A 20,855-nucleotide genomic window follows, 5' to 3' on the forward strand; every position below is an offset into this window, starting at 1 on the left:
TCCTCTTTAACTTCAATTTTTAATATGCAATTTATATAAATATTAAATCACAAATTTCTTTATATTTTATTATTGCCAATTAATTACAATATAATTATCTCACAAAAAATATATTTGATAAAAGAAATGTACCATAATATAGTAAAAATTTCACATTGAAACCACTATAAATGTTTAATGAAAATTAATTTACAGTTTTTTGTGGTTTAATCACAATGTCAATTAAAATTATAAATTGAAGTTATTTAGGCTTATTCAAATAAATACTAAGTAGTTATTTATTTGAATATGCCTTAAATAAGCACAATACTTTTTTAAAGTATTGTGCTGTTTATAAAATTTCTGTAATTTATTATTTTTTCTGCTTCATTAATCTCCTATGTTTTCTAAATCCAAATTTACTGTAGTTCCCCTTTGAACCTTAGTTCCTTCTACTATATCCTGGTCAGATACCATACCATCCCCATCAAAATTTGCCTTAAGTCCTAGAGCTTCAAGCATCTGTGAAGCCTTTTGTTTGCTTAGACCATCCAAATCTGGTACTTCTACATCATTACTATTATAGTTTGCACTACCTCCAGTGTAAAGTATTACTTTCGTACCCTCTTTAACCGTTGCACCTGGCAGAGGTGTAATATTGGTTACATAGCCACCATTTTGATCGGCGTCAAAAGCCAAATTATTATCCTTTAACAATTTCTGTGCATCCGCCAATTTCATACCTCTTACATTTGGTACTACTACATCATTTAACATACTCTTTTCAACATCGCCACTAGGTGCATCTGCCTTTATATTGAGATAATTAAATATATCACTAAACATCTGTTTTGCAACTGGAGTAGCTATTTGTCCCGCATAATAATTTGAAGGATCTGGCTCATCAATAGATATCATAACAGTAACCTGTGGATCATTTGCTGGTGCCATTCCCGCAAAGGACGCCACATATTTCCCTGACTCATAGCCACCACCATTTGGATTAGGTTTTTGTGCTGTTCCAGTTTTTCCTGCTATATGATATCCGTCTATAAAAGCTTTTTTTCCACCACCATCAGATATTACTTGTTCAAGATATCCTCTAAGCTCTTTTGCCACATTTTCATCCATTATCTTTTTAGTACCATAATCATCGTAATTTTTATCGACAATTTCTTTATTATTTGAATCATAATGAACTATTTTTTTCATTACATGTGGTTTTACCCATACTCCATTATTGGCTACAGCATCAAAGGCACTTAAATATTGAACCATGGAAACTGTATTAGCCTGGCCAAAAGCAATAGTAGCTACATCTACAGGGCTTATTTTATTTGTAGGCTTAATTATGCCCTTTGCTTCTCCTGGTAAATCAATACCCGTCTTCTGTCCAAATCCAAAGTCATTTATCCATTTATTAAGGTTAGCAGCACCAAGTCTTTGCCCTAATGCGGCAAAACCTACGTTGCAGGAATTTTTTATTATATCCACGAAGCTCTCCTGCCCATGACCTGTGCGCTTCCAGCAATGTATTATTTTTTTTGCAATGGTAATACTTCCAGTACAATTAAACTGATCTGTTGCTTTCACTACCTTTTCTTCCATAGCTGCAGTTGCAGTTATAACTTTAAAAATTGATCCTGGTTCATAAGCATCATTAACTGCTCTGTTCCTCCACTCACTTTGAAGCTCATTAAAACTTTTACCCTTTTGCCATGGATCGTTTGGATTATAGTCTGGCTTGTTTACCATTGCTAAAATTTCTCCATTTTTGGGATTAGCAACCACAATGGAAACCGCTTTTGCTTTATTATCACTAAGTGCCTGTTCTGCGTTCTTCTCTGCAAATTCTTGAATATTTTCATCAATAGTAAGTACTACATCTTTACCATTAACAGGCTTTGTATAATCTGAAATGGTATAGGGTAAATTTGAACTATTTCTACCTATTTCAGCAATTCTTTTTCCTGGAGTTCCAGATAAATAGTTGTCATATTCAAGCTCAACTCCAGTTAATCCTTTACCATCAGAATTAGTGTGTCCCAGCACCTGAGCCAGAAAATTATTATTTACATAATATCTTTTTGTATCTGGAGAAACTATAATACCATTGACCTTTAATTGAGATACCTTATCCGCCACACTCTTTTCAACCCTTCTAATTAGAGTTGCAGAGCCTGCCGGACTTCCATTGGGAAGTTTATAATTCAACAATTTGCTTACATCTTCTGGCTTCATCCCTGTGTCCTCTGCCAATTTTTGAGCTAAGGTATTCATGTCCATTTTCTTAGTGCTATTTAAATCAGTTCTTATAGTACTTAAATCCAAATCAATTCTATAAACATTTCCACTAACCGCTAGTTCTTGTCCATTTCTATCAAGTATTCTTCCTCTTTTAGCAGATATTTTTACTTCGCTTGTCCACTGATCAATAGCCATTTTCTTGTATTTTGGCGACAAAATAACATTAACTTTAAATAATCTGCAAATAAGTAAAGAAAATATTAAAATAAAAATAAGTAATACAAAAAACAACCTATTCTTTATTATTACATTATCTCTGTACATTTTTTTACCCAAACTAAGATACCTCCATTACACTAACAATTTTTCATGATTAGTAATAATTATTAGATATCCTAGTAAAATATAACTAGAAATTTATTAATTATATGTATACAATAATTATCTTTACTGTTAAAGCATCTATTTTAATTAAATATTATTTTATCAACTATTATTATTGAAATGTATAATTTCAATTGAAACTTGTAAAACAACTAAAGCTAGTTGAAATTAAAAAAGCTTATCTTTTATTATCTGAAAGACTGATTCATGTTTTTTGTCATTAACTACATTTTTATCAGTTTTAATAGTTGTCCTATCATAATCCACCTGAACCGCCTGACTTTTATCAGGTTGTACCATATTCATTTTAGAGGCTTTAGCCTCTATATTCTGTATCTGATTATATTGCATCAGCTGTAATTTTAAGCTTTCATTGGCTTTAGCGGCATTGTTATTTTGAATAGTAGCAATTGATAATTTATTCTCCATATTATATATAGTAGAATACCTATAAACTACGCTGAAACCTATGGTAAAGGTTAATGCTATACCAATCATTACTTTGGCTTGATTTCTAAGTTTAGACTGTTTTAATCTTCTTAGCTTTTCATTTTCCTCCTGCTTTAACCTACGCCTGTCATCTTCTCTGTGAGGTTTTCTCTCTGGTGCCAATGCAGTATTTCCATTACTTATGTAGTTTTTTTCTGTTACTATCACTTTATTCACCCCTATAAATTATTTGAAATATATTTGATTTATTATTATTTTAGTTTATATAAAATTAAATTTTTTCACCTATTCGAAGTTTGGCACTTCTACTTCTTGGATTTATCTCCAATTCATTCTCACTAGCTTCTCTTGGCTTTCTCGTTATAATATTTATTTTTGGTTTTTTACCACAAACACATATAGGAAAATCCTTTGGACATTCACAAGGATTCTGGAGCTTCTTAAATTTTGTCTTTACTATTCTGTCTTCTAAAGAATGAAATGTAATTATTGCTATTCTTCCACCACTCCTTAGTTTGTTAACTCCATCCTCTATGGCTTTATCAAGTATTTCTAACTCTCTATTGACTTCAATACGTATTGCTTGAAAGGTTCTCTTTGCAGGGTGAGGACCTTCTCTTCTAAATTTAGCTGGAATAGCTGACTTAATAATATCTACCAGCTGAAAAGTTGTTTTTATAGGCTCCTCTTTTCTTCTTTCCATAATAAAAGCTGCTATCCTCTTTGCAAATTTTTCTTCCCCATAGTCTTTAATTAAACTGTATAACTCATCTTCTGAATAGTTGTTTACTATTTCATAGGCGGATAAACTATTTTGTCTATTCATCCTCATATCTAAGGGAGCATCGTTCATATAACTAAAGCCCCTTTCTGCTTCATCAAGTTGATAGCTGGACACTCCTAAATCCATTAGTATACCATCTACCTTCTCAATCTGTAATTCATCTAGAATCTTTTCTATATTGTAAAAATTATTGTGAACATAAGTCACATTATTATAATCACTTAATTTATCTGAAGCTGCTTTAATTGCCTCTGCATCCTGATCTATTCCAATTAGCCTTCCTTTATTAGAAAGCCTTTTAATTATTTCACTGGAATGCCCTGCGCCTCCTAATGTACAATCTACGTAAACACCATCTTCCTTTATATTTAAACCCTCTATACATTCATCTAGTAAAACTGGTATATGTTTAAAATTCATGTTATATCTCCTTGTCTCTAAAGCATACTAAACATCAAATCAAAAGTTCACTCATCTGCTCTGCAATGCCATCCATATCTATATCAGATTCATTGTATTCCTTCCATTTTTCTTTACTCCAAATTTCAATTCTTGTAGAAACACCTATGCTTACTATTTCCTTATTAATAGAAGCATATTCTAATAAATTCTGAGGTACAAGCGATCTACCCTGCTTATCTACAGTTACTTCATTAGCTCCTGAAAAGAAAAATCTTACAAATGCTCTAGCATTGCGATTTGTAAGTGGTAATTTTTTTAGTTTACTTTCTAATAGCTTCCATTCTTCCATAGTATAAGCATAAAGACATCCATCTAAGCCTTTCGTTAAAATAAAAGCATCCCCTAGTTCTTCCCTAAATTTTGAGGGAATTATAATTCTATTTTTACTATCAATGGCATGCTGATATTCCCCTATGAACATCTTTTACACCTCTCTGCTATTTTACTCCACTTTGAACCACTTTAAACCACTTTACTCTACTATTCTATAATCGTAGGGCAAAATCCTTCCTTAATGAAAATATTTTTTATTTTTTTATTTAATTTACCCATATTATTAATTAGAGTTAATCATATATTAATAAATTGAAATGTATGGTATTGTAGAGTATAATTATTAAGAATTATATAAACATGAGAAAGGAATGTACACAAATGAGATTAGGAATTGTTGGATTACCAAACGTTGGGAAAAGCACTTTATTTAATGCTATTACTAAAGCAGGTGCTGAATCAGCTAATTACCCATTCTGTACAATAGAACCAAATGTAGGTGTAGTTGATGTTCCCGACAAAAGGCTTGATATGCTCGAAAAGATGTATAACTCAAAGCGTAAGGTCCACGCCAGCATTGAGTTTTATGATATAGCAGGTTTAGTAAAGGGTGCCAGTAAGGGAGAAGGTCTTGGAAATAAATTTTTATCACATATAAGAGAATCGGCAGCCATAGTTCATGTGGTAAGATGTTTTGAAGATGAAAATATTGTCCACGTAGAAGGTTCCGTAGATCCTATGCGTGATATTGAAACCATTAGCCTTGAACTTGTATTTTCTGATATAGAAGTACTAGAAAGAAGAATGGAAAAATCAATAAAATTGGCACGTTCCGGAGATAAAACAGCTAAAGCAGAAATGGAAATTATGGAGAAAATAAAAAATCATCTGGAGGCAGGAAAACCAGTTAGAACTTTGGAGTTTACAGAAGATGAGCAACTATTTGTTAAAGAATTATTTTTACTTACATCAAAGCCAGTTTTATATGCTGCAAATATTTCAGAAGATGATTTACTATCAGGAAACTCTGAAAATGAATTTGTTAAAAAAGTTAAAGAATTAGCCGCTTCAGAAAAATCAGAGGTTGTTACTGTATGTGCCAGCCTTGAAGAACAACTCTCCACTTTAAGTGAGGAAGAAGAAAAAGAAATGCTTGAGGAATACGGTTTGGAGGAATCTGGTCTAGATAAATTAATCCACTCCAGCTATAAGCTTCTTGGATTAATGAGTTTTTTAACTGCTGGTGCTGATGAAGTAAGAGCGTGGACAATAGTAAAAGGTACTAAGGCTCCTAAAGCTGCTGGTAAAATACATACAGATATAGAAAGAGGTTTTATAAGAGCGGAAATTGTATCCTATGAAGATTTGATTAATTGTGGTTCGGAAGCAGCTGCAAAGGAAAAAGGGAAATTTAGATTAGAGGGAAAAGATTACATTATGCAAGATGGAGATGTAGTAAACTTTAGATTTAATGTATAATCTGTGCATAATTCTATTTAAGCTATATAATTTGCATTAACAAGTTGCTAATTGAATTTTAAATAAGGCATCTGAAAATAAATAGTAGTCAAAGATGCGACGTATATTTTCAATCATACAAGGAAACATGTTCTGATGATAGCATACTATCTGAAGGTTCTGTTGACACAGTAGGATACAAAATAGACTAACATACTGACTAGTTATTTATTTAAGATGCCTAAGTCTTTAATTATATTATTTATCAAAAATTTTATTTTTGATAAATAATTTATTTAGAGGCTTATTTTAATTTTTCTGTATATATCAGCATAATTTCAATTTTCTAAAATTATTGTATTAAAAGTATAATATCTGGCAATATATATAAATAGTTAGTCAATTTATAGGAGTGATAATATGAAATATTTATTGATATCAGTACTTACATTTTTTATACTAACTATTTTATCATTGTGCAAAGCTTCAGGTGATGCAGATAAAAGAATAGAAACTATGCTGCAAGAAAGAAGTCAGAAAGAGAAAAACTAGAAATTTAAAATATTTACAAAAGGTGTGATAGTTATGAACATAGGAAGTATTGTTAGATTAAATGACAATAATGAATGGAACGGATTATATGGAGTAGTTAAATACATGCATAAAGATGTGGCTTATATATTTTGTATACAAAATCCCTGTTATCTTTACGTTGCAACACAAAAAAATGATATCTGCATAATAAATGAATGATAGCCCATTAATTTAATCTCTATAACTCCAAATATAAAAAAAGAGCCCTTTCTAATGCCCTAATGGATTTTAGTTAAAGCTCTTTTTTTATCGCTATTGATCTTTGACTTATTATTTATTCTTATATATTTAATTAGGATTATTTTTTATCCACTGTGACCATGTAGTAGTATAATTATCATTATTTGCTTTGCAGTATTCATAAAAACTTTTTAAAAATTTTGCTCTTTTACCCCTAATATTTTCTATAGTAGTATTTTTTAATAAGTTTTCTCCACCTAATAAAAATTGCCTTTTTATTATATCCTCAAAGGAGACATTTTTTGCATTTTTCATCATGTCATACATAGCCATAAAGGTAGTAGTTCTACCCTTTCCTGCCCTACAATGAAAATGGAGCCAACTGGATTCAGGGAGAGTTTTAACAAAATTCATAAAATTATCTGCCGCTTCCGTAGAAGGAGCCTCCTTATCTGTTACAGGTATTCTCACATAATTAATACCATGTCTTTTAACTAAACTTTCTTCATTTTCTACATTTTTAACAGCTAAAGTTTTATTTTTAATATCAACAGTCTTTTGTTCCGAAAGCTTTTTTAATCTTTCATTTTCATCTGCTAAAACTTCAGTCTTATTTAATCCTTTATTGGCCTTATTGTGATCATCAGTCCAACTTATTGCATTTCCATCTAAAAATCCATGAGATTCTTCTCTTAAATCTACAACGGTTATTGGTATTTTTTCTCCAATACTTTCCTTTGCAATATCTAATCCCTTTTCAGAAAATTGGGCACTTCCAGATATATTTAGATTATTTAATCCCTCTAGATTAACAGATTTATCAATATCTTTTATTTTGTCGCTATCTGTTGTTTTTCTAAAATTTTTAGGCAATGTAGCGGTATTGTTAGCATTTATAGTTAGCCTCAATTCATTAGGTGCAAATGCCATTACATTAATATTTTGAAAAACATAACCTAAAGTAAAAATAAATATAAAAAAAGTAAACCACGATAATTTTATTCTTTTCTTCATATGCAATCCCTCTGCTCATAGTAAATTTTTATTTACAACTATTATGAGCATTTTACAGTTCTCTATACATCATTTCCTATTTTATATTTATCTATCTCCTCTTTTGCAAATTTTATAATTTTATATGAATTTAAGGAATCATTTCCCATCATTACATCCATAGCATCATTTATGCCTTCCATAGTATAAATGTGAAATTTATTATTTTTTATTGCCTCTTCCACTTCATCTTTAAGAATTATACTATCAGCATTACGGGCAGGTATTAAAATCCCCTTATCTTCAATAGTATCAATTATTTTACAAACATTAAAAAAGCCTTCAATTTTTTCATTAACCCCACCTATTGGCTGTATCTCACCAAATTGATTTATAGAGCCAGTAACTGCTATATTTTGCTTTATTGGTATTTTGCTGAGAGAAGAAACCATACACAGTGCTTCTGCTACAGAGGCACTATCCCCTTCTATTTTTCCATAAAGTTGTTCAAAACATAGATGAAAATCCACAGTTAGCTTTCTGTAATCTCCCAAAATATTATTTATCCATCCCTTTAGTATGTTAATGGATTTTGAGTGAATACTTCCGCTTAAATTACTATCCTTTTGAATATCAATAATATTTCCATCACCCTTGTAACAGGTACAGGTTATTCTATTGGGCTTACCAAAACTTATATATCCAGTATCAATCACAGATAACCCATTTATTTGGCCAATTTTTCTATCTCTCACGTCCATTAATATTTTATTTTCTCTATACATTTCTAAAAATTCATCTTCAACTATGCTATAGCTGCTAATAGCCTTCAATATATCTTCTTCCGTAATTTCATTTCTTTTATTTTTTTCTGCATTGTTGTTAGACAGCATTAATATTTTATCTATCTCCACCTCATCAATAAATAATTTATTTCTATTTTCAGCCTTTCTAGATAGAAGCTTTGCCAATTTATTAAGTGCAGAAGGAGCTATAGAATTAATGTTATTATTCTCCAGATATTTTTCTATATAACTGTAAAAAATGGCCTTATTCTTATTGTTTATTTTTATATCTGGTTTAAATTCTGCTCTAATTTTAAATATATTTTTAAAATCACTGTCATAATTATATAACATGTGATAGGTATTATAATCTCCAATTACAATGATTTTTTCTCTAATATTCACTGGTTCTGGATTTAAACCATTTAATGATATGAGCTCTAAATAACCTCTATTATAGTCAAAGGTAACTTTTTCATTCAATAATACCTTTTTTAAATAATAATAGGCTGAAGGATTATTTACTAGATTATCCATTCTAACTATTAAACATCCCTCATTAGCCTTCAAAATTGAACCTGCATTTATAAGACTAACATCTGTAATATAATTTCCATTATGATTTTCATATTCAATAGTACCTACAAGATTATTTACGGTAGGATCTTCTTCATAAATCACCGGTGCAGTGCTATTTTTACTATTATCCACAATAACATTTACATAATATTTAGATATTGTATTTATAATATTTTCTTCATCTTCATCATAATTTATACTATAGTTATCTATTACATTCTTCTCTATATCTTCAAATATACTTTCTATATATACATATACTTCTTTATTGTCCTTAAATCTTTCAGCATATTCTTCTTTTTTGCTCTTTAATTTAATTTCAAAATAATCTCTAAATATACTTTTTATTTTTTCGATTTCTACATCTTCAATAATTTTAAGCTCATCTAATATATTTTTAGATTCAACTCTAAGCTTTTTTATTTTAGTTAATATATTATCTTTTTCTAAGGCACTAAGCCCGTCATAGTCACTTTCTGTCATAAGTTCATTTTCTTTCTTTGGTATAAAGCTAAAACCTTCATTAGTAGTTTTAATTTCAAAGCCCTCATTATGACTAGTTTCAATCAGATTATCTATGAGTTCATTTTTCTTTTTCTGAATACTGTCTATTATTACCTCTTTTTCTTTATCATTACTACTATTATTATAAAAATTATATATAAAATCTGTATACAATTTCTTGATTTCCTCAACAGTTTCCTTAAGAAAATTTCCCTTTCCATGGTCAATAATAATAGCTTTAGGTGCTTTTTCATCCTTACTAACCACATAACAAATATCCTTAGGATTAATTTTGTTTACATATAGTTTTTTTATATATTGTATAATATCCTCTAATTTCTCTTTTGTAAAATCATCAACAATATAAATATTATATCCAGATTTATCAATATCAATTACCTGAGTTAACTTGCTATATATATCTTCATATTGAGGCATGATACTATTATTAAACTCATCACTATTGACTATATCTATATTATATATTATCTCTCCAGGAGTTAATTCTCTCTTCATACTACTCCCCTTTCATTATTTATAAACAAATCTTCAACTGTTTAATAATTAATTTTTAAAATATAATTTTCAATTTAACTGAAATTTTACTCATTTTAAATTTTAAGATTTTTTATTTAGTGTCCTTTACAAAAATTATACTAATACACTTCTTCCAATAAAATAGGTTTATCAGCTACCTGTTGCTTACAAATTCCATACTATATTAATATTCTTCTTATTAATATTTAGGAACATTTTTATCAAAAAATTAAAAAACCCAGTGGCATAATTATACTCCTGGGTTTTTTTAATTAAAATTGTAATATAATTACATTTATGTAACTAATCACATCCCTGGAATGTAATTAGTTACAATTCATATGAACACTAATATTTACACCACGAGTGTAAATATTTTCATCTCATTTCAACACTCCACCACTGTGGTGCTATATCTCTCCTGGAATTATCTTATATACATATGTACTTTCATAGATAAAAGGATTATCGTGAACAAAGAAAACCAATCCATTTACAGGTGCAAAAAATTCTTCCTTAACTGACCCATCATAGGGATCAAGAACTCTACCTAGTAATTCACCATAAATTACATGATGTCCAGCTCTCTTTACCCTCTGTAAAATTCCAGCTTTTGTTGAAATCACAGAGGAAACATCTTTAGAAGTAATCACTTGAGAAACAAAACCCTCTTCTATATAGCAATTACATATACCCATTTTCGTTAAAAATCGAATTACAGAACGAATTGCCATTTCTGCAGCAGGCTCATCAATTTCTGTAGTTTTACCTGCATAGAGTGAAAAAGCCGAAGTATTCCACAATTGCCAGTTATAATTTAAAGTTGTAGTGTCATAGGGCCTACTTTCACGGATATACACATAAGGCAGCCCAAATTCACGGCCAAGCTCTGGCCTTTCATAACCTGTATGCATCATTCTAATATGTGGCACAAATTCACCAGGCATATAATAACTTGGAAATTGTATGCCATAGGTATAGTTTTTAACATTATCAAATACATTATAGGCAATTCTTTGTGTAGTTTCCCCTAAACCATATCCTGGGAACATCCTGTTAATATCTGTGTTGTCTAAAGACCAAAATCTTTTATTAGTGTTCATGGAATAATTATTTACAGTTGGAATTATTAGTATCTGTTTGTTTGGAACTATCTTTCCACACCTTTCCAACTTTTTTAGAACCGCCACAAGTTGAGAACATACATATATTTGTTGTGCTTCATTTCCACGGGTAGCACCTACAATGGCACAAGCCTTTTCTGATGTGTTATTTTCATAATCTCCAAATTTAAATGCTGAAATTCTCATAGTATCCCTATAAGGAGATTCCAATTTAAATATTATTTCCCTTTTCATTTGCTGCAGTCTCCTCTCCAATCAATCTAGCTACAAGAGACCCCGTATAGACTATTGGATATTCTCTTAAAGTAAATACCATTCCATTGCAGGGAGCAATAATCTGTTCCTTTATCCTTCCCTCCAGCGGATCCAATATATCTCCTATTTTATCTCCTTTGTTTACAGTAGTACAATGATCTATTGATGGAACAAAAATACCTGACTCAGCTGAATTTATAAAAAATACTTCATGCTTCATAGAATTAATAGCCTTGTGTGATTTAGAAGTATTCTCAATATCTCCTGACCATATGCTTAACTCTTTCATTACATTAAAAATACCGGTTAAAAATTGATCACCATATTCTTTTGTTATACGCATACCTACACCCATTTCTACTACAATGCATGGAGTTCCAATAACATTAAGAGAATGACAAAGGGTAGATTCCAGTACTGTTGCAGCTGGATGAATCCAAAGAAAATCCAAATTTAAAAGACTCGCAAGTGGCAGTAAATTCTCAACCATATTCTCATTAATTCTAGCTTGAGGAATCTCACGAAGAAAAATATTACTTGCATGAATGTCTATGACAAGATCTGCATCTTTAAGGCTCTGCACTATGTTGTGAGCAACTTTTCTAACTATAGACCCTTCATCACTTCCTGGAAATATACGATTCATATCAAGATCAAAGTTTGGAATTCCCCTAGAGATAGAATCTATTCCCAGTGGATTTAAAGCCGGGTAAATATCTACTATGCCTTTGATATATTGTGGATTTTCTTGAAGTTTTCTTGAAAGTTCATAGCATATATACTGACCTTCCAATTCATCCCCATGAGTTCCTGTAACAATACAAATTCTAGGTAATACCTTTGAATTTGTTTTATTAGTATCTTGTGGAGTATAACGACATCGTTTAATTTCAAGTACCTCGTCTACAGGAAGCCGCATAGAGGAAATTGTTTCTACCTTCTTACTCATTAATTCACCAACTTTACTCATTAAGTTCACTAACTCTAACTGATATTTGTATATTCTGTTTAACATCTTTGTCCCTAGAAATAAAACATCCTCTCTCTACAGTGCAATCAGAGGAATCACGGCCATTTGAAATCTTTATATAACCATATTCAATACTCCTGTCATTTGTAGGATCAATTCCATACCAGGTACCTTGGTCATAATACTCAACCCAAGCATGTGTTTCTCCTTCTCCCTCCATTAAACCAGCACAATAGCGAGCTGGAATTTTAAAATTTCGTAAAATTGCAATGGTTATATGTGCATAATCCTGACATACGCCCTCGCCCTGATTAAAGGCCTCTGCTGCAGTAGTTTCAGTATTTGTAGAGCCAGATACGTATTTCATTTTATTATAGACAGCATGACTTACTAAAACAGCTTGCTGCTTCAAACTCTCAACATTTGGAATACTGGCTGCAAAATCCTCCATTGATCTAGTGATACTTGTCATTGCAGTTTCATATAGAAATATTCTATCAAGTATTTCAGCAGATTTATATTTACTAATCAAAGCTTTTCCAAAAACTTCGTACTCAAATACTTCATGTTTAGAATTAATACTTCCTAATAGAGTTCTATTATCAAAAGAATCTTTGCTGAAAATAATAGGTACTTCTGGAAATATAGATATTTTTTCATCATAGATTTTTTGAAATTGATAATTACCAGGAAGGCATCTTAACATAAAGTGTTGATTGGTAATAGCATCTTCAAATTTTAATCTAGTTACAAATGAAAATTCATACCTTTTCATTGCCCTACCCCCCATTTAGATAATTCATCAATATAATTTTTAATAGAATTATATTCTAACATATCTTCACTGTTAATAAAATCAACTTGTCTAGAAGTATTTTCGTTGATTTTTAAATTAATTGCATATCTCCAAAGTCTTTCTATCGCTGCTTTTTTAAGATTTTTACTTTCATCAAAACGATTGTAAAGCTCCACTCTTTCTATATATTTTCCCGCTTTTATTAGGTCTCTGGCATCATTTTCTAATATGTAGTCATCTACTGCTCCCCAAAAGGCAATTAAGTCATCAGTAACACGCTGTAGGTTTACAACTACATACTCCTGGCTATTATAGCACTTTTTCAAATCATTACATGCCAATTGTATATAGGATAAAGTTTTACTTGTAAGTGTATCTCTAAGCACTATCCCATTATCATAAGTCTTGCCAATATAATATGCTATGCTCATTTCGCTTTCTTCATCGGAAATAAAACGTTTTACAAAATCCTTTTTATCTCTATAATTATTGATGACCCCAAGTCTGCTGCAAAATTCTAAATAAGCATCCTGGTTCTTATCTACCATTTCATCATAAAAACGCCTTAGGTATGCAATAGTAGTATATGCTCTTTCTGCATATCTGCCAAGCCAATAAAGATAATTTGCCTTGTTTATTGAGATATTATCCATGTATCCTTAAACCCCCCTCCCTGTGAAGAATTAACTACAAAAGAATCTGGATTACGTGAAAATCTAGTTAAACCACTTTTCCATACCTTAATATCTTTACCATGGATTACAAAGGCTCGAAGGTCTGCTTTACGTGGAACAGTTTTGTCTCCATCTAAAACCATAAGATCTAAAAAGTCTATAACCTCCTGAGCTATAAATCTTCTTGGGTTATCTATTATGACATTTCTTAAATTATTTAATTCTTCTTTAGAAAGCTCTTGTCCAAATATAACCCCGTATCCTCCAGCTTCACTTACATCCTTAATTACTAATTTTTCAATATTTTCTAAAATATACTTTTCATCTCTTTTAAAAAATGGAAGATAAGTTGGTGCATTTTTTAGAATAGCATCTTCTCCCAAATAATAGGAAATCATGGCTGGAACAAAATAATAAATTCCCTTATCATCTGCTATACCATTACCAGGAGCATTAACTAAAGCTACATTTCCTTTTTTATAGGCTTCCATAAGATGTGGTACTCCAATTACAGAATTCTGTTGAAAAACCATAGGATCCATATATTCATCAGATACTCTATGATAGATAGCACCAACACGCTGTTTCTTACCATTAAAGGTATTATAATATACCACTCCGTCAACCACTTCCAAATCCCCTGCGAAAGCAAGTACTGCACCAATTTTTTCTGCAAGATAGGAATGTTCAAAAAAGGCAGAATTATATCGTCCTGGTGTGAGCACCACATTAATGCCTCCGCAATTTACTTCTTCAAGCATTTTAGATAAAATAAAAGCATAATCACGATTTTCGCATACTTTGTTTTTCTCAAAAGTTTCAGGACTTATACTTCTAGTAATCTCTCTTGCAATCATTGGATAAGATGCCCCAGAGGGGATACGTAAATTATCTTCAAGAATATACCATCCATCAGGAGCTTCCACAAGATCAATACCCGAAATATGAGAATATATACCCTTAGGTGGAGTAATACCACAACACTCTGCTAAAAATCCTTTGGAAGAATAAACAAATTCTTCTGGTATTATTTTATCTCTCAAAATACAGCGACTGGAGTAAATATCCTTTAAAAATAAATTAAGTGCACATACTCTTTGAATTAAACCCTTCTCCAGCATAGCAAACTTATCTTCATTAATAATTCTTGGTATAGCATCAAATGGAAACAGCTGTTCAATAAAGTTATCATCTTTATAAATACCAAATTTAACACCATAACGGTCAAGCCATTCATTTACCAATCTAGCATTTTCATAAAGCAACCTCAAATAAATCACTTCCTTATAAATATTGAAAATTTTTCACGGACAAATTTTTACCCATATAAACAAATTATACTATAAATGTAAATAAATCAATAGAACAAAAGATATAATTTTTAACTGCAGCTTATATATGATGTAATTATAATAATTCATAAACATACTAATAATAAATGTGTTATAATATATGTTTTAAAAGAATATATATTATGTTATAATATAATTGCAATTTTTTATTGTAAATACTGTTTCTATAACACATTAAGCCAATATTAATAACAAAAAATATACTACTAAAAAAGGAGCTATAAGAATGGGTTTTAAAGAAAAAATACAAAATTATTATACCAAATCTTATATGAAGAAATATGGGGATAGACTTACACAAGTACAGGGCAATGTAATATCTGTTAAAGTTGAAGAGAAATCGATTTTATGGATTTTTCACAGGCTATTAGTTACTTTAATTATAAAACCTGATAGAAGTAAAAATATTACACGATGCACTTATAAGAGAAACAGATGGTTTAAAAAACCAGAATTTATGACTATAAATCAAGGAAATCTTTTGATTGTACAGGGTGTAAAAGGAGCTAAGGGCAAAGAAAATAGCGAAACTATAGAGATAATGAACATTAGAAACATGACTACCAAGAAGGATTTAGTTAAAATAGATGGAAATACTCCTAAAACGGTGAGACAAGTTAAACGATATAAATGATCCTATAGCTGCACTAACAGTATACATAAACTAAACTGTACCCTGTAATATAGACACGGAAAAGAGGCTGTGCTATCTTACAGGGTACTTTTTTAATTTCCTTTATTAAAAAATAAATAGAGACTGTTAATCATAGATATAAATCCAGAGAAAAATATTATTATAAGCCATTGGCCTATATTTAAGGCATTTGTATGAAAAATTATTCTTAAAAATGGTACATATATTACAGCCATTAACATTATTATAGATAAAGTTACTGCTCCAACTAGATATATATTTGTAAACAACTTAATTTCAAATATGGAATGTTTTTCAGATCTACATTCAAATACATGAATTAACTGAGACATTATAAGAGTTCCCAGAGCTATGGTTCTAGAGGTTTCAAGACTCATATGGAAAAGTTTGCCTACTAGAAAAGACAACACTGTACAAACACCGATGAGGCTTCCCCTTATAATTATCTTTTCCTTTAATCCCCTGGCAAATATGCTCTCATCTTTAGCTCTTGGCATTTCATACATTACATCCTTATCTGGCGGATCTACTCCCAGCGCTATTGCTGGTAATCCATCTGTGGCCAAATTAACTAATAGTATCTGAATAGGTAATAAGGGTGTATCTAAATATAGTAATGATGCCAAAAACATGGTAATTACTTCTCCCAAATTACAGGACAGCAGATATCGTATGAATTTCCTTATATTATTGTAAATTACTCTACCCTCTTCTACAGCAGAAACAATAGTTGTAAAATTGTCATCCAGTAGTATCATGGAACTTGCCTCTTTTGTAACATCTGTTCCTGATATACCCATAGATATACCTATATCTGCTTCCTTAACTGCTGGAGCATCATTTACTCCATCCCCTGTCATGGCAACTATTTTGTTCTTTTTCTTAAAGGCCCGTACTATTCTTAGCTTGTGTTCAGGACTAACTCTGGCAAAAATTTTCACTTTATTTATTGCGTTTGATAGCTTTTTATCATCTAATCTATCTAATTCCTCACCAGTTATTACTTCAGATATATCACTGCAAATGTCCAGTTCTTTACCTATAGCAAAGGCCGTATTCTTATGGTCACCAGTTATCATTATAGGTTTTATGCCAGCCTCCTTGCATTTTAGCACTGCTGGTTTAACTTCTTCCCTTGGTGGATCAATCATACCAGCAAGACCTAAAAATATAAGATCCTTTTCTTGATTATTTTCAGTTATAATTCCATTATTCTTGTAAGCAGCTCCTATACACCTCAATGCCCTGTTCGCCATAGAATCTACAGCTGACTGCACTTTACTTTTATAATTAGTGGTAAATAATTCCACCTTACCATTTATAAATATATACTTACATCTTTCAATAATTCTCTCAGGAGCTCCCTTAACATAAGCAGTCTTTTTTCCCTGTTCGTTTAAAAGTACAGACATCATCTTTCTATTGGAATCAAAAGGTATCTCACTTATTCTGTTAATCCTATTCAAAAATCTTTTTAACTCATCTACACTGGCAAAAAATGCTTTGATTAAAGCAGTCTCCGTAGGATCTCCCATAAGGCCCTTATTAAGATTTTTCTCTTTATAGTTTAAATCACTGTCATTACAATAAGTGAAAGCCTTCTTTAAGGGCACTAGTACATTATCATTAAAAGAATTTTCACTATGCATTTTTCCATTATAATATATAGACTTTACAGTCATTATATTTTGCGTTAGGGTACCAGTCTTATCACTGCATATTATAGAGGTGCATCCTAGAGTTTCTACAGCAGGCAGTTTTCTAATGAGTGCATTTCTCTTAAGCATTCTTGATACTCCTAAAGCTAAAGCTACAGTGACTATAGCAGGCAGCCCTTCTGGAATAGCTGCTACAGCAAGGCTAACTCCTAATAAAAACATCTCATATTTATCCTGACCTCTTATAATACCTAAACCAGTAACTATTACACATATGCCTATACATAGTATCACAAGTATTCTTCCAAGGGATGCTAATTTTTCCTTTAAAGGAGTTTTATCTTCATCTATATTTTGCAGCAAATTTGCAATTTTACCCATTTCTGTATTCATACCCGTTTCAACTATTCTACCTTCACCTTTACCTGTAAGTACAACAGCTCCCATATATATATTGTTATTTTGATTACTTCTTGTCTTTGATACTCCTACAGATTCTCCTGTCAAAAGAGATTCATCTACCATTATATTTGATGACTTAACAATAATAGCATCTGCTGGTATTCTATCTCCACTTTCAATTATAATCAAATCACCTGGTACAAGATTTTCTGCATTTATTACTTGAATATTACCATCCCTCATAACCTTTGCCGTAGGTGATGCCATCTCTTTTAAAGCTTCTAGAGACTTTTCCGTTCTAAACTCCTGAATAAATCCTAAAATTGCATTCATGATAATTATAATTATTATAGTTATGGCATCTGCCTTTTCTCCCATAAGTCCAGATATAATTGTAGCCCCTATTAAAACCCAGGTTATAAAATCATTAAATTGAGATAAGAATATACTTAGAGCTGAAATACTTTTCTTTTTTTCAAGTACATTTAGTCCATATTTTTTTAATCTAGCTTCTGCCTCCTGACTACTAAGTCCATTATAGATTTCCTTTTCATTAATCATTTTCTTTCCTCCTGCCTTAGCTATTAGCTTTTAAACATCCTTCTGTTATTTATTTTCAGATGCCCTACTTTCACACTTGTCCATTAGGCATATGAAAATAAATATGAAGTCAAAGATGCGACGTATATTTTGAATCCAACAAGGAAACAGGTTCCGAAGATAGTGGGCTATCTGAGGGTTCTGTTGACGTAGTAAGATTCAAAATAGACTAGCATACTGACTAGTTATTTATTTGAATATGCCTTATCTCTATAAATAATATATGTTAATATATACAAGCTTTATGAAAAAATTTTAATTCTTTTACTTTACTTTTATAAATGTAAATTATAAAATATAGTAAGACAATTTATACTAAAATATAGAATTACCAAAGCATTTATTAGAATTTTCAAATTTTATATGACTGAAAATTTGAAAATTATTTTAAGGAGGACATTTACAAAATGAAGGATGTAATTTACATAACAGGACATAAGAATCCAGACTCAGATTCAATATGCGCTGCTGTAGCATATTCAGAATTTAAAAATAAAACAGGCAGCACCAAAGCAATACCCTTGAGACAAGGAGAACTCAGCAGAGAAACTAAATTTATTCTTGACTATTTTGATGTTGAAGAACCACTGCTTAAAACTACTATGAAACTTCAGATTTCAGATGTTAATTTTGATAATATTTCACCAATAACAGCAGATGTTTCTTTAAAGAAAGCCTGGTCTTTAATGAAAGAAAACAATGTAAAATCACTACCTGTAGTAGATAATCAGGGGAAATTGAAGGGGCTTGCTTCAATTTCAAATTTAATATCTACTTATATTAGTAACTGGGATGATAATATTCTTTCAAAATCCAGCACCAAAATAGATAATATATTAGATGCTCTATCTGCAAAAGCAATTTATTTAAGCAGTGAAAATCCTAGTTTTCCAGGCAAAATTATAGTAGCTGCAATGCTTCCTGAAAGTTTTGAAGAGTATATTAATGAAGGAGATATTGTAATTTCTGGAGACAGAAAGGATATCCAATCAATTATTGTAAAAGCTAAGGCATCTCTTTTAATAGTAACAGGTAATCATGACTTAAGTGAAGAAATATTTGAGAAGGCTAAGAAAGCCGGTACTTCCATCATTTTAACTCCTTATGATTCCTTTACTACAGCAAGACTTATAGTGCAAAGTATCCCTGTAGGCTACATACTTAATAATTCTGAAATTATCACTTTTAATGTGAATGATTATGTAGAAGATGCAAAGGATACAATGATAAAAACAAGATATAAAAGTTATCCTGTATTAGATGAATCAAATAAAGTAGTAGGTACAATTTCAAGAGATCATCTTATTTCTAAGGATAAAAAGAAACTTATATTGGTAGATCACAATGAAAAATCCCAAACTATAGATGGTCTTGAGGATGCAGAAATACTTGAAATTATAGATCACCACAGAATCGGAGATATTCAAACAGGTTCACCTATATATTTCAGAAATCAACCTATAGGAAGCTCCAGCAGTATAATAGGTTTAATTTTCTTTGAAAATGGTATAACTCCTTCAAAGAAAGCAGCCGGGCTTTTATGTGGAGCCATAATATCTGATACTTTACTATTCAGCTCTCCAACTACAACTGATACTGATAGAACTATTTTAAAGAAATTAGCTGAAATTGCTGAAATAGATCCTGAAGATTTTGCAGGTAAAATGTTTAAGGCCGGTACCTCTTTAGAAGGTAAAACTGTAACTGAAATATTTAATCAGGATTATAAGATTTTCAATTTGTCTAATTATAAAGTAGGAGTTTCACAGGTTACCACAATGGATCTGGAAGGCTTTGAACCAACAAAACCTGAAATGATCAGCTACATGGAAACTAAAGCCAAGGATGAAAAATTCAATGTACTCTTATTACTCTTAACTGATATATTAAAGGGTGGTTCACAACTTATAGCCGTAGGTCCAAATAAGGACATTGTTTCTAAAGCCTTTGACGTAAAACTTGAAAATAGTTCTGCTTACGCCCCAGGGGTGCTTTCAAGAAAGAAACAGGTTATTCCACCACTAACAAATACAATTGAAGAATTGAATCAATAATAAATAAACACCCGCTTAAGAACGTTAAATTAACATTCTCAAGCGGGTGTTTTTCATTTTCCATAACACTCTTAATGAAGATGACTAAGTAAAAATGGAAAATTTT

At 30.8% G+C, this 20,855-nt stretch carries 17 protein-coding genes; 5 read left to right on the forward strand and 12 right to left on the reverse strand.

Features of this window, described 5'->3' with window-relative positions; genetic code table 11:
- Window positions 1-369: 369 nt before the first annotated feature.
- From CLOPA_RS13625 to mraZ, 4 genes are all read right to left on the reverse strand, one after another.
- The gene (locus CLOPA_RS13625) at window positions 370-2,562 is read right to left on the reverse strand and encodes a stage V sporulation protein D (protein WP_015616029.1); all 2,193 of its coding nucleotides are present in this window, start codon (window positions 2,560-2,562) and stop codon (window positions 370-372) included.
- Window positions 2,563-2,778: 216 nt separating this feature from the next.
- On the reverse strand, window positions 2,779-3,267 hold the full coding sequence (locus CLOPA_RS13630; RefSeq protein ID WP_015616030.1) for a hypothetical protein: 489 nt from the start codon (window positions 3,265-3,267) through the stop codon (window positions 2,779-2,781).
- Between the two features lie 64 nt (window positions 3,268-3,331).
- Window positions 3,332-4,264: a 16S rRNA (cytosine(1402)-N(4))-methyltransferase RsmH gene (gene rsmH, locus CLOPA_RS13635; RefSeq protein ID WP_015616031.1), complete on the reverse strand. Its 933-nt coding sequence runs from the start codon at window positions 4,262-4,264 to the stop codon at window positions 3,332-3,334.
- 34 nt (window positions 4,265-4,298) lie between these two features.
- On the reverse strand, window positions 4,299-4,727 hold the full coding sequence (gene mraZ, locus CLOPA_RS13640; RefSeq protein ID WP_015616032.1) for a division/cell wall cluster transcriptional repressor MraZ: 429 nt from the start codon (window positions 4,725-4,727) through the stop codon (window positions 4,299-4,301).
- Window positions 4,728-4,960: 233 nt separating this feature from the next.
- Between mraZ and ychF the strand changes: the two genes are divergently transcribed.
- The 3 genes from ychF (at window position 4,961) to CLOPA_RS25650 (ending at window position 6,790) form a co-directional block, all read left to right on the forward strand.
- Window positions 4,961-6,058, forward strand: coding sequence for a redox-regulated ATPase YchF (gene ychF, locus CLOPA_RS13645; RefSeq protein ID WP_015616033.1), 1,098 nt, complete (start codon window positions 4,961-4,963; stop codon window positions 6,056-6,058).
- Window positions 6,059-6,457: 399 nt separating this feature from the next.
- Window positions 6,458-6,589 carry a hypothetical protein gene (locus tag CLOPA_RS26500; RefSeq protein ID WP_015616034.1) on the forward strand — a complete coding sequence of 44 codons (132 nt, stop codon included), beginning with the start codon at window positions 6,458-6,460 and terminating at the stop codon, window positions 6,587-6,589.
- A gap of 33 nt (window positions 6,590-6,622) precedes the next feature.
- Window positions 6,623-6,790, forward strand: coding sequence for a hypothetical protein (locus CLOPA_RS25650; protein ID WP_015616035.1), 168 nt, complete (start codon window positions 6,623-6,625; stop codon window positions 6,788-6,790).
- A gap of 129 nt (window positions 6,791-6,919) precedes the next feature.
- Here CLOPA_RS25650 and CLOPA_RS13650 read toward each other — a convergent pair whose 3' ends face one another.
- The 7 genes from CLOPA_RS13650 to CLOPA_RS13680 all read right to left on the reverse strand — a co-directional run bounded on the left by CLOPA_RS13650 (window position 6,920) and on the right by CLOPA_RS13680 (window position 15,299).
- Window positions 6,920-7,825: a fused DSP-PTPase phosphatase/NAD kinase-like protein gene (locus tag CLOPA_RS13650; RefSeq protein WP_015616036.1), complete on the reverse strand. Its 906-nt coding sequence runs from the start codon at window positions 7,823-7,825 to the stop codon at window positions 6,920-6,922.
- Between the two features lie 62 nt (window positions 7,826-7,887).
- Window positions 7,888-10,188 (reverse strand): AAA family ATPase, encoded by a 2,301-nt coding sequence (locus CLOPA_RS13655; protein WP_015616037.1) that lies wholly within the window; start codon window positions 10,186-10,188, stop codon window positions 7,888-7,890.
- A 431-nt stretch (window positions 10,189-10,619) separates the two neighbouring features.
- Window positions 10,620-11,567 carry a M14 family metallopeptidase gene (locus CLOPA_RS13660; protein WP_015616038.1) on the reverse strand — a complete coding sequence of 316 codons (948 nt, stop codon included), beginning with the start codon at window positions 11,565-11,567 and terminating at the stop codon, window positions 10,620-10,622.
- Window positions 11,545-12,537 carry a M14 family metallopeptidase gene (locus CLOPA_RS13665; protein WP_041711488.1) on the reverse strand — a complete coding sequence of 331 codons (993 nt, stop codon included), beginning with the start codon at window positions 12,535-12,537 and terminating at the stop codon, window positions 11,545-11,547. The genes CLOPA_RS13660 and CLOPA_RS13665 overlap by 23 nt, the downstream gene beginning before the upstream one ends.
- Before the next feature lie 13 nt (window positions 12,538-12,550).
- Window positions 12,551-13,333, reverse strand: coding sequence for a transglutaminase-like domain-containing protein (locus tag CLOPA_RS13670; protein ID WP_015616040.1), 783 nt, complete (start codon window positions 13,331-13,333; stop codon window positions 12,551-12,553).
- Window positions 13,330-14,007, reverse strand: a complete 678-nt coding sequence (locus CLOPA_RS13675) for an alpha-E domain-containing protein (RefSeq protein WP_015616041.1) — start codon at window positions 14,005-14,007, stop codon at window positions 13,330-13,332. The genes CLOPA_RS13670 and CLOPA_RS13675 overlap by 4 nt, the downstream gene beginning before the upstream one ends.
- On the reverse strand, window positions 13,989-15,299 hold the full coding sequence (locus CLOPA_RS13680) for a circularly permuted type 2 ATP-grasp protein (RefSeq protein ID WP_015616042.1): 1,311 nt from the start codon (window positions 15,297-15,299) through the stop codon (window positions 13,989-13,991). Before CLOPA_RS13680 ends, CLOPA_RS13675 begins: the two co-directional genes overlap by 19 nt.
- A gap of 307 nt (window positions 15,300-15,606) precedes the next feature.
- Here CLOPA_RS13680 and CLOPA_RS13685 point away from each other — a divergent pair, with 307 nt between their 5' ends.
- On the forward strand, window positions 15,607-16,014 hold the full coding sequence (locus tag CLOPA_RS13685) for a hypothetical protein (RefSeq protein ID WP_015616043.1): 408 nt from the start codon (window positions 15,607-15,609) through the stop codon (window positions 16,012-16,014).
- Window positions 16,015-16,106: 92 nt separating this feature from the next.
- Here CLOPA_RS13685 and CLOPA_RS13690 read toward each other — a convergent pair whose 3' ends face one another.
- Complete coding sequence (locus tag CLOPA_RS13690; protein ID WP_015616044.1) at window positions 16,107-18,656, reverse strand: calcium-translocating P-type ATPase, PMCA-type; 2,550 nt, start codon at window positions 18,654-18,656, stop codon at window positions 16,107-16,109.
- Window positions 18,657-19,102: 446 nt separating this feature from the next.
- Here CLOPA_RS13690 and CLOPA_RS13695 point away from each other — a divergent pair, with 446 nt between their 5' ends.
- Window positions 19,103-20,749 carry a putative manganese-dependent inorganic diphosphatase gene (locus tag CLOPA_RS13695; RefSeq protein ID WP_015616045.1) on the forward strand — a complete coding sequence of 549 codons (1,647 nt, stop codon included), beginning with the start codon at window positions 19,103-19,105 and terminating at the stop codon, window positions 20,747-20,749.
- Window positions 20,750-20,855 lie beyond the last annotated feature (106 nt).

It is taken from the genome of Clostridium pasteurianum BC1 (assembly GCF_000389635.1).
Classification (GTDB): Bacteria; Bacillota; Clostridia; order Clostridiales; family Clostridiaceae; genus Clostridium_I; species Clostridium_I pasteurianum_A.